Genomic DNA, 12,743 nt, shown 5'->3' with positions numbered 1-12,743 from the left:
GTCACCGGGTCCATCGCGTTCGTCGGGTCACCAGCGGAGGAGGACGAGTTCGGAGGCGAAGCCCGGGCCGAAGCCGAGCATCAGGCCGACCGATCCGGGCGGCGGCCCCGCGCTCTGGACGCCGTCCAGGATGTGCAGGACCGAGGCGGAGGAGAGGTTGCCCACGGCCGCGAGCGAACGCCGGCTCGCGGCGAAGGCCTGCTCCGGCAGTGCGAGCGCGTCCGAGAGCGCGTCGAGGATCTTCGGGCCGCCGGGATGGCAGATCCACGCGTCGACGTCCGCGGGCTTGAGGTCGTGGGCGGCGAGGAAGGTCTCGACCTCCTCGGCCACGTGCAGTCTGACCAGGTCGGGGAGTTCACGGCCGAGCACCATGCGCATCCCCCAGTGGCCGATGTCCCAGCCGAGGAGGTGCTCGGTGCCCGGATAGAGCCGGCTGCGGGCGGCCACCACCTCGGGCCCGGCACCGGTGGCGTGCAGCGGATGCTCGCGGCCGACCGCCAGCAGGGCGCCCGCGCCGTCGCCGAAGAGGGCTCCGGCCACCAGGTTCGCCATCGAGGTGTCCGTGGACTGGAGGGTGAGCGAACACAGCTCGGTGGACAGCAGCAGGGCCGCGTGGCCGGAGCGGCCCGTCAGATGGTCGTGGAGATGGCCGACCCCGGCCGCGCCGGCCGCGCAACCGAGGCCGAAGAGCGGTACCCGCCGCACGTCGGGCCGCAGCCCGGCGCGGGTGGCGAGCCGGGCCTCCAGGGACGGCGTCGCGAGCCCGGTCACCGTGGTCGACATGACCAGGTCGAGCTCGCCGGGCGCGAGGCCGGCGTCGGCGAGGGTGAGTTCGAGGGCGCGGGCGCCGAGTTCCAGGGCCGTCTCGAGGAACAGGGCGTTCGTCGTGCCGAAGTCGTTCGCCGGCCCGTACCGCTCCAGGGGGAGCGCGAGATGGCGGCGCTCCACGCGCACCGAGGCGTGGACCCGGCGCAGCAGGGCGGTGTCGGAGCCGGACGGCATGAAGCGGGCGAGCGCCTCGGTGATCTCGGCCTGGGGATGGAGATGGGGCGGGAACACGCTGCGCACTGCCAGAACACGTGTCATTGATTCACCATAGGAAACAACTGACACAACGTTATGAATCAGGAGAACCGGGCGCGGCGCCGCATACCGTGTCGCCGTGCCCGCGCGAACCCCGCAGACCCCCGAGACGACCACCCCCGCCGACACGACCCCGCCCGAGGAGACGACAGCGCTCGCCGAGACGACGGCGCCCGCCGAGGCCGACGCGCCCACCGGGGCCGACCTCCCGGCCGCGCCCACAAGGACCGTGACCGGCCTGCTCGCGGCGTGCCACCCGCTGCCCGCGGCGGCCGTCACCCTCTTCAGCGCCGCCCTCGCGGCCGCCGCGGGCCGGGGGCTGCCCGGGGCGGCCGTCACCGTGGGTGCGGTGGCGGCCGGACAGCTGTCGGTGGGCTGGTGCAACGACCGCGCCGACCTGCGGCGCGACCTGGCCACCGGCCGACGGGACAAACCCCTCGTCGCCGGTACGGTGTCGGCCGCCGCCGTGACCCGGGCGGCGGCCCTGGCCCTGCTGCTCTGCGTCCCCCTGTCGCTGGCCGGCGGACTCCTCGCCGGCGCCGTGCACCTCGTCGGCGTCGCGGCCGCCTGGGCCTACAACCTGCGGCTGAAGAGCACGGCCGCCTCCTGGGCCCCGTACGCCCTGGCCTTCGGCCTGCTGCCCGCCTTCGTCACCCTCGGTCTGCCGGGCGCGCCCTGGCCGCCGCCCTGGCTCACGGCCGCCGCGGCCCTGCTCGGCGCGGGCGCGCACTTCGCCAACGTGCTGCCCGACATCGAGGACGACCTGGCCACCGGCGTGGTGGGACTGCCCCAGCGACTCGGCGTACGGCGCTCGGCCGCGCTGGCCGCCCTGCTCGTCCTCGGCTCGACGGCCGCCCTGATCGCGGGACCGCCGGGGCCGGTGACGGCGTACGGCTGGGGGCTGCTGGCCGCGACGGCGGCCGCGCTGCTCCTCGCCGCCCGCCGGCCCGCCGGAAGACTCCCGTTCCTGACCACGATGGCGGTGGCCGCAGCCGATGTGGCCCTGCTGCTCGCCGAACTCCGCCCTTCCTGAGCCGCCGCCCTTCCCCCCGACGAACTCGGCTGAATGTGCGAACACACGGCCCCGAACCCGACGCGACTCGTCGCCCTCCGACAGCACGACCTGCCCAGCCTTCGAGCTCGCCGCCCCGGCCCCCCGGTCATCTCAGGGCGCGCGCCGCGTGTCGGTCCAGCTCAGGAGCTGGTCCGCGGTCCAGGTGTTGACGATCCGCTCGGCCGGGACGCCGCACTCCGCGGCTCGTTCGCAGCCGAGGATCTGCCAGTCCAGTTGCCCCGGGGCGTGCGCGTCGGTGTCGATCGCGAAGAAGGTGCCGGCCGCCACGGCCAGGCGCAGCAGCCGGCGGGGCGGGTCCAGGCGCTCGGGCCGGCTGTTGATCTCCACCGCGGTACCGGCCTCCGCGCAGGCCGCGAAGACGGCCTCGGCGTCGAACTGCGACTCCGGCCGGGTGCGGCCGGTGACCAGCCGCCCCGTGCAGTGGCCCAGTACGTCCATCAGCGGATTGCGCACGGCGGCCAGCAGCCGCCGCGTCATCGACGGCGCGTCCATCCGCAGCTTCGAGTGCACCGAGCCGACGACGAGGTCGAGCCGCTCCAGCAGCTCCGGCTCCTGGTCCAGCGCCCCGCCGTCGAGGATGTCGCACTCGATCCCGGTGAGCAGCCGGAAGGGCGCCCACGTGTCGTTGAGCTCGGCCACCACCTCCAGCTGCTCGCGCAGCCGCTCGGGGGAGAGCCCCCGGGCGACGGTCAGCCGCGGTGAGTGGTCGGTCAGTACGGCCCAGTCGTGGCCCAGCGAGGCCGCCGCCCGGCCCATCGCCTCGATCGGACTGCCGCCGTCCGACCAGTCCGAGTGCAGGTGGCAGTCCCCGCGGAGCGCCGCCCGCAGCGCGGTGGCGGCCGGCGTGGCCTGCGGTCCCTCGGGGAGCGCGGCTGCCTCGTCCTCCAGGGTCTGCAGGTACGCGGGCACCGCCCCGTCGAGTGCTTCCCGTACGACCTGGGCCGTCTTGGGGCCGATGCCCTTGACGGCCTCGAGGGAGCCCGCCGCGACCCGCTCGGCCACCTCCCGCTCGCCCATCCGGGCGAGTGCCGCGGACGCCGTGCGGAAGGCCCGTACCCGGTAGGTGGGGGCCTGCGCGCGCTCGAGCAGGAAGGCGATCCGGTCCAGTGCCGCCACCGGTTCCATCGCGCACCTCCTGCCCTTCCCGGACCCAGTGTCCGGCGTGGGAGGCGGCTACGCCTCTCCTGCCTCCCGCGGCACGGCCGCGTCGAGGGCGGTGGTGAGCCGGTTCAGGCGGGTCTGGAGGTCGAGGATCTCGGCGAGCTCGAAGCCGGTCGCCGCCGCGATCCGCCGGGGCACCTCCGCGGCGCGCACGCGCAGCGCGGCGCCCTCGTCGGTGAGGTGGGCGTGGACGGAGCGCTCGTCCTCGGTGCTGCGCTCGCGGCGGACCAGTCCGGCCGTCTCCAGCCGCTTGAGCAGCGGGGACAGCGTGCCCGAGTCCAGCCGGAGGTGCTGCCCGATCTCCTTGACCGGCAGCTCGCCGTGCTCCCAGAGCACCAGCATCACCAGGTACTGGGGGTAGGTGAGCCCCAGGTCCTTGAGGACGACGCGGTAGAGGCCGCCGAAGGCACGGCTCGCCGCGTTCAGCGCGAAGCAGATCTGGCCGTCCAGGCGCAGGAAGTCCTGGTCGGGGTGGGTCGCGGTCGGCTGCTCGGTCATGACGGCAAGTGTACCCGGACCGGGCTTGGGCGGCATTTAATTGCGCACAACTCAATTGCGTGCTCTACTGGTGGAGCGCGGCCGACCACCGGCCGCCGCCACGGTTCATTTCTGCGAGAGGAACTCTCATGGACGCGCTCTACACCGCAGTCGCCACCGCCAACGGCCGCGAGGGCCGCACCGTCAGCTCCGACGGCCAGATCGACCTCGCCCTCGCCATGCCCCCGGCGCTCGGCGGCAACGGGCAGGGCACCAACCCCGAGCAGCTCTTCGCGGCCGGCTACGCCGCCTGCTTCGCCAGCGCGCTCGGCCTCGTCGGCCGCCAGGCCAAGGCCGACACCAGCGAGGTCTCGGTCACCGCGGAGGTCTCCATCGGCAAGGACGGCGCCGGCTTCGGCCTGGCCGTCACCCTGCGCGTCGAGCTCCCCGAGTCCCTGGCCGGCGAGACGGGCGCCCTCCTGGTGAAGCAGGCGCACGAGGTCTGCCCCTACTCCCGCGCCACCCGCGGCAACATCGACGTCGACCTCGTGATCGAGTAAAGATGCCGGACACCCGGCGCGCGGCCACCATGGAGGGGCACGATCCCCCGGGGGGCCGCACGCCGGGAGGCACCAGTGCCACGCACCTGTGCAACGGACGTCCTCGTCGTCGGCGCCGGCCCGGTCGGACTCACCGCCGCGGCCGAGCTCCGCAGGCGCGCAGTCTCCTGCCGGATCGTGGACCGGCTGCCCGCCCGGCTGCCGTTCGCCAAGGCCGTGGGCATCCAGCCGCGCACCCTGGAGATCTGGGACCGCATGGGACTGGTCCGCACGGCCCTGGAAGCGGCCGTCCCGATGCGCGGCCAGTACCTGTACGTCAACGGCGTCGAGCAGCTGCGCATCGACCTCGCCCTGCCGCCCGAAGTGCCCTACGGGTTCGCGGCGCTGCCACAGTACGAGACCGAGCGCATCCTCGACGAGTTCCTGGCCCGCTTCGGCACCGCCGTCGAACGCGGCACCGAGCTGGTGTCGTTCCGGCAGGACGCCGACGGCGTGACCTGCCGGCTGCACACCCCGTCCGGCGCCGAGGAAGAGGTGCGCACCCGGTTCCTGGTGGGCTGCGACGGCGCGCACAGCATCGTCCGAAAGGGGCTCGGGCTCAGCTACGAGGGCGGCGCCTTCCCCGAGGAGTACATGCTCGCCGACGTACGGGTCGACTGGGACGTACCGCGCGGGTTCGGCGTGCGCTCCGTGCACCGCGACCGCGACGGCGCCGTCGACGACCTGCTGGTGTGCATCCCGCTGCCCGGCCCCGGCCGGTACCGGATGTCGATGATGGTGCCACCCGAACTCTCCACCGCGCGGCAGGCCGAGGACGCCGCCGACGGCGTCACCCACGGCCTGCAGCGCAGCCGGGCCCCCGGACTGGCGGACGTCCAGGCCGTCCTGGACCGGCTGTCACCCCAGCCGACCACCGCCTCCGACATCCGCTGGGCCTCGGTGTTCCGCATCAGCCACCGGATCGTGGACCGCTACGGGGACGGCCGGGTCTTCGTCGCCGGGGACGCGGCCCACATCCACCCGCCCACCGGCGCCCAGGGCATGAACACCGGTATCCAGGACGCTTGGAACCTGGCCTGGAAACTCGCCCTCGCCGTCCGCGGCGCGGCCCACCCCGCCCTCCTCGCCAGCTACGACGCCGAGCGTCGGCCCGTCGGCGAGGAAGTCGTCGGCCGCACCGTGCGGCACGCCGTGCAGGGATTCGAGGCCGACCCGGACGACCCGGAGACCTTGATGCTGCGCGAGGCCCAACTCCTCGTCGGCTACCGGGGAAGTCCCGTCGTGGATGCGCCCGGAGAGGGCCGGGGGCCCCGGCCGGGCGACCGCGCACCGGACTGCGGCGGGCTCACCGGCGAGATCCCCGCCTACCCGCTGCGGCTCCACGACCTCCTGCGGGAGCGCGAGCACCTCCTGCTGCTGTACGGGACCGGGCCCGGCCTCGACGCACTCGTCCGGACGGCACGGGAGTCCTCCGGGGGCCGGGTGGAGACCTGCGTGGTGCTCCCGGCCGACGCCCCGGCCGGTGCCCGGCCCGACGGCGAGGCCGGTGCGGCCCCGCTGCCGGTGTACAAGGACTCCCGCGGCGAGTTCGCCCGTATCTACGCGGTCGACCAGCCGACGGCCTTCGTGATCCGCCCGGACGGCTACCTCGGCGCCCGCCTCACCCCGCCCGCCCCGCGGTCACTGGCCGCCCACCTCGGGGCCGTCTTCGCCGCGAACGGCGAGGCCTGACCGACGAGGGCCCGCCCGGCGAGCCCGGCAGCCCCGGCGGTCAGGGATCAGGCCTTGTCGTCAGTCCCGGCCGTCGGCGCGGGCCACCTCACGGCGCCCGCGCTTGCCCAGCGGCGCCTGCGAGAGATCCTGTGCCTGCGACTTCAACTGCTTGAAGCCGTAACCGCGCTCGGTCAGCCAGCTCTCCGCCGCCAGCTCCGCACGGGCCGTCGCGTCGAGGATGTCCGCCTCCGCCTCGCCCGAGTCCAGGAAGCGGAAGGTGAAGAAGGGCCGGGCCGCGAGGTCGTACGTCAGGTGCCCCTCGGCGGTGAACTCCGCACGCAGCATGTCGTGCTCGGGCGCGGCCGCGAGCAGCTCGGCCCGCTGACCGTCAGTCAGAGCGTCGAAAGAGCCGCGGACGGTGATACGGAAGGTACGGGTACTCATCCCGGCAGACTAGAACGGGCGCTCCGTCCCATGCACCCGGATATCCGCCGGTCCGCCCGTCCGCCGACCCCGTCCACCGCCGTGGCACCCGGCGGAAAGCCGCCCACACCCCGAAAGCCACCACGGGGACCCGGTTTTGGATTGCCGGACGATCCTCAATACGATCCGGCGATGATCACTAGAAAACGGCTTGCGGCCGGGGCGTGCGGCCTGTTCGCCGCCCTGGCCGTCGGGCTCTTCCCGGCGAGCGCCACCGCCGCCGACGGACCGACGGCCAAGGAACCTCCCAAGGTCGATCTCGTCCTCGACGTCAGCGGCTCCATGCGGGCGACCGACATCGACGGCCAGTCCCGGATGGCCGCGGCGAAGCAGGCCTTCAACGAGGTCATCGACGCCGTACCCGCCGAGGTGCAACTCGGCATACGGACCCTGGGCGCGACCTATCCCGGCGAGGACAGGGCGCTCGGCTGCAAGGACACCAAGCAGCTCTACCCGGTCGGGCCGCTCGACCGGACCGAGGCCAAGACCGCCGTGGCGACCCTCGCCCCGACCGGCTGGACCCCGATCGGACCGGCCCTCCAGGGCGCGGCCCAGGACCTCGAAGGCGGCAACGCCACCAAGCGGATCGTGCTCATCACCGACGGCGAGGACACCTGCGCCCCGCTCGACCCCTGCGAAGTGGCGCGCGAGATCGCCGCCAAGGGCATCCACCTGGTCATCGACACCCTCGGCCTGGTACCCGACGCGAAGACCCGGGCCCAGCTGACCTGCATCGCCGAGGCCACCGGCGGTACGTACACCTCGGTCCAGCACAAGGCGGAACTCTCCAGCAGAGTGCGCCAACTCGTCGACCGGGCCGCCGACCCGGTCGTCAACCCGGTGGCGACCGAGGGCGCCAAGCAGTGCGAGGGCGCCCCGCAGCTGAAGGCCGGCCTCTACAGCGACCGCGAGACCTTCGGCGAGCACCGCTGGTACCGGGTGGACGTCCTCCCGGGCCAGGAGCTGCGCGCCTCGGTGAGCATCGGCGCCGACCGCGCCGTCAACAAGGACTACGGGGTCCTGCTGCGCGCCACGACCGTCCACGGACGCGAGATCGTGCGCGGCTCGGAGGCGGGCGACGGACGCACCGACGTCATCTCGACCGGACTCAGATACCCGAAGGCCGAGATCGACGACGACGAGGACGGTGACGGTGACGGGAAGCCGGCGGCGGAGACCGTGTGCATCCAGGTCAGCAACTCCTTCTCCGCTCCCGCGTCCGTCAAGACCACCCCGGGCATGCCCGTCGAGCTGACCATCGACCTGGTGGACGGCCCCGACGGCGCCTCCGACGTGGCCGCCTTCGGCCTCGGCCGCGGCTGGTGGCTGCTTGCCGTACTGGCGCTCACCGGACTGCTGGCCGGTCTCGTGTGGGGATGGATCTCGCGCTGGCGCATTTCCGTCTGGAGGACCAACTGATGCGTACCGTACGCACACTGACCGCCGCCCTGCTCGCCGGAGCCGCCGCCCTCGCGGTGGCGGGGACGGCCGTGGGCACGGCGGTCGCGGACACGCCGTCGGCGAGCCCTTCCACCACCACCCCCGGCAAGGGCAAGGCCGACTCCGCCCCGACCGAGGCGGGCACCGGCTTCCGTACCGCCGCGGCGTTCCGGCCGGGCCAGAAGGCCACGGCCGAAGCGTCCGCCGGTGACTACCTGTACTGGGTGCTGCCGCTCGACGCGCAGCAGCGCGCCACGGTGAAGGCCGCGGTCACCCTGCCCGCGGCGGCGACCCGGCACGGCGCCTCGACCTGGCAGCTCGACGTGTACGACGGACTGCGCCGCAGGCAGGCCTGCACCTACGGCACGCAGAGCGCGGCCGCGGCGAAGGAAGCCGCGTCCGTCGAACTGTCCTGCACCCTGCGCACGGTCCGCGCCGACGCCGAGCAGTGGGCCAACGACCCGCTGCCCGGCAGCTACTACGTCCGCCTCACGGTCGTGAACCTGCCGGAGGAGGACCTGGGCCTGCCGGTGCGCGCGGCCGTCGAGGCCGAGGTCAAGGAGACCGGAGGCGTCCACGCCGTGGACGGCGCCCTCTCCACGCCGCTGGTCCCCGGCACGGTGACCGCGTCCCTGCGCGAGCCGGAGGACGGCTGGTCGGGCGGCTGGTGGTCGGACCGCTGGATCTGGACCGCCATGGGCGGGGTGCTCGCGGCCGCCGCGGGCATGTTCGGGTACTCGCTGACGCGCGGCTCGGGCCGGCCGTCGCGGGTGCCGCACGGCGCCTGACCCACCGCACGGCAGAGGCGGTCGCGGCCCTCGGGCCGCGACCGCCTCTGCCTGTACCGGCCATGACCGGCCGTCACCGACTGTTCTAGCGCATACGGGTCATGCGCGTGCCGAACGAGGGCTCGGCCAGGTCCTTCTCGACGGCCACCGGCACGCTCCTGGCCCCGTCACCTTCACCGACGGTCAGCGTCGCGACCTCGGTGCCGGCCTTCGCGGTGTGCGGCAGCGGCGAGGTGCCGGGCACGAGCGACAGCTTCAGCTGCTGGCCCGGTACGCCGATCACGTTCAGGTCCTTGGTGGCCACGAGCGGCATCCGGCCGCCGAGCCCGTCGTCCAGGTACCCCACTGGCTGGCCCTTGCGGATGACCGGGGCCGAGGCCAGGGCGCCCCTCACCGCTTCGATGATCTTCTTGCTGTTGTCCTGCACGAGGATGAGGCTGTTCGCGGCGTTCAGGTCGGGGCCGTCCACGTGCTGGTCCATCAACGTGCCGAGGATCAACTGGTCCTTGTTGTCGACCGTCTTGTACGCCGCCCACATCAGGGCCCCGCCGGCGGGTGTGCTGGAGCCGGTCTTGATGCCGCGGATGCTGCTGTTGAGCAGGTCGTTGTTGTTGTCGAGCGGCGTGGAGAGCCCCTTGATGGTGTCGTTCGGCCGCGCGACGATCGAGCGGAAGACCTCGTCCTTCATGACGGCCTCGGCGAGCTTGAGCTGGTCCGCGGCGGTGCTGACGGTGCCCGCGTCCAGACCGCTGGGGTCCGTGTACGTGGTGTTGGTCATCCCGAGTTCCTTGGCGGCGGCGTTCATCTTCGCGACGAACGCGGCCTCGGAGTCGGTTCCGGTGTCCCAACGGGCCAGCATCCGGGCCACGTTGTTGCCCGAGGGGATCATGAGCATCTTCAGCATGTCCTGCTGGCTGAACTTCTGGCCGGCGGTGAGTCCCACGATCCGGGACTCGTGTTCGGCCTTGCCGTCCGCGACCGTCTTCGCGTCGACCGTGATGTCGGGACCGGGGTCGGCCAGGCGCAACGGGTGCCCCTGGAGGATCACGTACGCCGTCATCACCTTGGCGACGCTGGCCGTCGGGACGGGCTTCTGCTCGCCGAAGGTGCCGAGGTCACCGGAGCCGACGACGCGAACGGCCCCCTGGCCCTTGCCGGGCCAGGGGATGGAGAACTGCCCGTCGACGGTGCGGTCGGTCTCGGCGGAGACCATCTGCGGGGCGGGCAGCGGGCGCAGCATCTGCGCGCCGATGTAGGCGCCGGCGAGGAGGAGCAGGACCGGGGTCCACACCTTGACGCGGCGCACGGCGGTCCGGCGCGGGGTCTCCGGCGGGGGAGCGGTGTTGGTGAGCCCGGCCGGCAGATCCAGCGGGGGCAGCGGGGCGCGCGCCTCCGGCTCAGGCGCGGCGGGCGGGGCGACGTCGAGCGGCTTGAGCGCCACGAACCGGCTCGTCCGCTCGGAGTCCGCCTCCGCCTCGCCCTGACGCGCCCAGGAAGGCACCTTCGGCGCGCCGTCGCCCTGTGGAGGCCTGGGCACGACGAGAAGTTGAGTCTCGTCCGCCGCGCCTTCGCCCTCCGCCTGGGCTTCGGCGCTGACCTCGGCCTCGGCTGCGGCCTGCCTCGCGGACGCGGACGCGGTCGCCCGACCCCGGCCGGCCGCAGCCGCCGCCCCTCCCCGTGCTCCGCCTTCGGCCCCGGCTTCGGGCCCGCCCTGCCTCGCGGACGAGGCTCCGCCCGCCCGCCCGGCCGCACCCTCCAGCCCTGCCGGTGCTCCGCCTTCGGCCTCAGCCTGGGCTGTGGTGTTGGCCTTGGCGTCGGGCGCGGTTGCGCCTGCCCGGCCAGCCGTGGCCTTCGGCCCTGCGTTCGCGTCGGCTTGGGCCGCAGCCTTGGCTTCGGGTGCGGTCGGGTTCGCGGGCTGATCCGCGCCTGCGCGGCCGGCAGTGGTCTCCGGTCCCGCCTTCGCGTCGCCTTGCACCTCAGCCTTGGCTCCGGGTGCGGTTGCGCCTGTGCGGCAGGCGGTGGTCTCCGGTCCTGCGTTCGCGTCGGCTTGGGCCTCAGCCTTGGCTTCGGGTGCGGTCGGGTTCGCGGGCTGATCCGCGCCTGCGCGGCCGGCAGTGGTCTCCGGTCCCGCCTTCGCGTCGCCGTCGCCTTGCGCCTCAGCCTGGGCTTTGGTGTTCGCCTTGGCTCCGCGTGTGGTTGCGCCTGGGCGGCCGGCCGTGCCCTTCGGCCCTGCCTGTGCTTCGCCTTCGGCCTCAGGCTTGGTTTCGGCTACGGGCTTGACCACACGGCTGACTTCGGACGCGGCCTGGTTCGCGGGCGTCGTTGCGCCTGGGCGGCCGGCCGTGGCCTTCGGCTCTGCCTGTGCCTCGCCTTCGGCCTCAGCCTTGGTTTCGGCTACGGGCTTGACCACACGGCTGACTTCGGACGCGGCCTGGTTCGCGGGCGCGGTTGCGCCTGCCCGGCCGGCCGTGGCCTTCGGCCCTGCCTGTGGTTCGCCTTCGGCCTCAGCTCTGGCTTCGGCAACGGCCTTGACCACACTGTTGGTCGCGGGTGCGGCCTGGCTCGCGGGCTCATCCGCCGCGGTGCGGTCGGCAGTGGTCTCCGGTCCTGTCTTCGCGTCGCCTTGGGCCTCAGCCTGGGCTTTGGTGTTGGCCTTGGCTCCGGGTGCGGTTGCGCCTGCGCGGTCGGCAGTGGTCCCCGGTCCTGCCTTCGTGTCGCCTTGCGCCTCAGCCTTGGCTGCGGTGGCCTTCGCTTCGAGTGCGGTCTGGGCTGCCGGCCCAGCTGCGGCTGCGCCGGCAGACTCGCCCTTCGCTCCGGCTTCGTCCGTTCCGGACCCGGCCTCGCCGTTGGTGTCGGCTTCGGGTGCAGCCTGCTTCGCGGGCCCGGTTGCCCCGGCACGGCCAGCCGCGGCCTCCGGCCCTGCCTCGGCTTCGGCAACGGGCTTGACCGCAGGCGCGGCTGCGGGTGCGCCGTCGGCCGTGGCCTCTGTTCCTGCTCTGGCCTTGACCTTGGGCTCGGCCACATCGTCGATGCCGGCGTTGGCTTCGCGCCCAGGTGCGGCTGCGCCGCCAAGGTCGCCCTTCGGGCCGGCCGTAGCCTCGGCTGCCTCGCGTGCTGTCTGAAGGTCCCGACCGCCTGCTGCGCGTGTTGCGAGGGCTGAGCGCCGCTCGGTTGCGCCGTCGTCCACCCTGTCGGCCCCCCGCTCGGCCTCGACCGCCTCCGGGAACCGGGTCCTGGCCTGCGGCCCAGCCTCCGCCCGGGCCCCGGCGCCAGTCGTTGCATCCGGCTCGACCCCGTCTTTCGCCTCGGCCATGCGCTGGGCCCCTGCCCTCGTGCCGGCCCCGGCTTCGGCCTCCGCCTCCGCCCCGGCCTCGCCCTCCGCCCCGGCGTTGGTTTCGGCCACGCGCTCGACCTCGGTCTTCGCCTTGCCCTCGGCTTGCGCCCCGGGCTCCGCGCCGCTCCCTGCCCCGGTCCCGGTCACCTTGGCTTCGCTCGATGCCCCGGCCTCGGCCTCGGCCCCGGCCTCGGCCTCGGCCCCGGCCCGGGCCTCGGCCTCGGCCCCGGCCCGGGCCTCGGCCTCGGTCCCGGCTCCGACCTCGGCTTCGGGCGTGGGCCGGGCTGTTGCTTCGGCTTCGGGTTGTGCACGGGGGGCGGGGGTGGGGGTGGGGGGCCGCATGGGGTCGTCCCTGACGTCGGGGGCGACATCAGGCCCCGCCTCCGGGACGGCGGTCCCCCGCTCGATCTCCGGTTCGTCCGAGGACCCGCCCGCCACCGTTACCGCCTTCATCCCTGCCCCGCCTTGCTGTTCACACCGTTCCGATACCGTGCGGCGGGGCCCCGAGGAGCCCCGCCGCACTGCTAGATGTGCGCGGTGCCCCCGCCCGTTCCGCGCGCTCGATCCTGTGACAGTTCGGTCATATTCGATTGAGTACGGCTACTCATGACCGCGCCACCCCACCGGTC

10 protein-coding genes are annotated in these 12,743 nt (G+C 73.8%); 5 read left to right on the top strand and 5 right to left on the bottom strand.

Going from position 1 to position 12,743, the window contains the following annotated elements; translation table 11 throughout:
* Nucleotides 1–27: 27 nt before the first annotated feature.
* On the bottom strand, nucleotides 28–1,086 hold the full coding sequence (locus tag ACZ6JT_RS00870) for a type III polyketide synthase (RefSeq protein ID WP_469205803.1): 1,059 nt from the start codon (nucleotides 1,084–1,086) through the stop codon (nucleotides 28–30).
* Nucleotides 1,087–1,162: 76 nt separating this feature from the next.
* On the opposite strand from ACZ6JT_RS00870, the gene ACZ6JT_RS00865 reads away from it, so the two are divergent.
* Nucleotides 1,163–2,116: a UbiA family prenyltransferase gene (locus ACZ6JT_RS00865; protein ID WP_469205802.1), complete on the top strand. Its 954-nt coding sequence runs from the start codon at nucleotides 1,163–1,165 to the stop codon at nucleotides 2,114–2,116.
* A gap of 132 nt (nucleotides 2,117–2,248) precedes the next feature.
* Here ACZ6JT_RS00865 and ACZ6JT_RS00860 read toward each other — a convergent pair whose 3' ends face one another.
* Nucleotides 2,249–3,283 (bottom strand): PHP domain-containing protein, encoded by a 1,035-nt coding sequence (locus ACZ6JT_RS00860; protein WP_469205800.1) that lies wholly within the window; start codon nucleotides 3,281–3,283, stop codon nucleotides 2,249–2,251.
* Nucleotides 3,284–3,331: 48 nt separating this feature from the next.
* On the bottom strand, nucleotides 3,332–3,817 hold the full coding sequence (locus ACZ6JT_RS00855) for a MarR family winged helix-turn-helix transcriptional regulator (RefSeq protein ID WP_469205798.1): 486 nt from the start codon (nucleotides 3,815–3,817) through the stop codon (nucleotides 3,332–3,334).
* 128 nt (nucleotides 3,818–3,945) lie between these two features.
* Between ACZ6JT_RS00855 and ACZ6JT_RS00850 the strand changes: the two genes are divergently transcribed.
* Nucleotides 3,946–4,356: an organic hydroperoxide resistance protein gene (locus tag ACZ6JT_RS00850; protein WP_405435421.1), complete on the top strand. Its 411-nt coding sequence runs from the start codon at nucleotides 3,946–3,948 to the stop codon at nucleotides 4,354–4,356.
* A 75-nt stretch (nucleotides 4,357–4,431) separates the two neighbouring features.
* Nucleotides 4,432–6,087 (top strand): FAD-dependent monooxygenase, encoded by a 1,656-nt coding sequence (locus tag ACZ6JT_RS00845; protein ID WP_469205795.1) that lies wholly within the window; start codon nucleotides 4,432–4,434, stop codon nucleotides 6,085–6,087.
* Between the two features lie 60 nt (nucleotides 6,088–6,147).
* Here the strand turns inward: ACZ6JT_RS00845 and ACZ6JT_RS00840 are convergent, their stop codons facing one another.
* Nucleotides 6,148–6,513, bottom strand: coding sequence for a DUF6204 family protein (locus tag ACZ6JT_RS00840; protein WP_469205793.1), 366 nt, complete (start codon nucleotides 6,511–6,513; stop codon nucleotides 6,148–6,150).
* A gap of 171 nt (nucleotides 6,514–6,684) precedes the next feature.
* Here ACZ6JT_RS00840 and ACZ6JT_RS00835 point away from each other — a divergent pair, with 171 nt between their 5' ends.
* Nucleotides 6,685–7,971 carry a VWA domain-containing protein gene (locus ACZ6JT_RS00835; protein WP_469205791.1) on the top strand — a complete coding sequence of 429 codons (1,287 nt, stop codon included), beginning with the start codon at nucleotides 6,685–6,687 and terminating at the stop codon, nucleotides 7,969–7,971.
* Entirely contained in the window at nucleotides 7,971–8,780 is an 810-nt protein-coding gene (locus ACZ6JT_RS00830) for a hypothetical protein (protein WP_469205789.1), read from the top strand. Before ACZ6JT_RS00835 ends, ACZ6JT_RS00830 begins: the two co-directional genes overlap by 1 nt.
* Nucleotides 8,781–8,865: 85 nt before the next feature.
* On the opposite strand, the gene ACZ6JT_RS00825 is transcribed toward ACZ6JT_RS00830, so the two are convergent.
* Entirely contained in the window at nucleotides 8,866–12,567 is a 3,702-nt protein-coding gene (locus ACZ6JT_RS00825) for a D-alanyl-D-alanine carboxypeptidase family protein (RefSeq protein ID WP_469205787.1), read from the bottom strand.
* Nucleotides 12,568–12,743 lie beyond the last annotated feature (176 nt).

It is taken from the genome of Streptomyces sp. NPDC046308, from assembly GCF_055588065.1.
The sequence above is the reverse complement of the archived record's forward strand: the minus strand, read 5'-3'. Positions and strand labels throughout refer to the sequence as shown.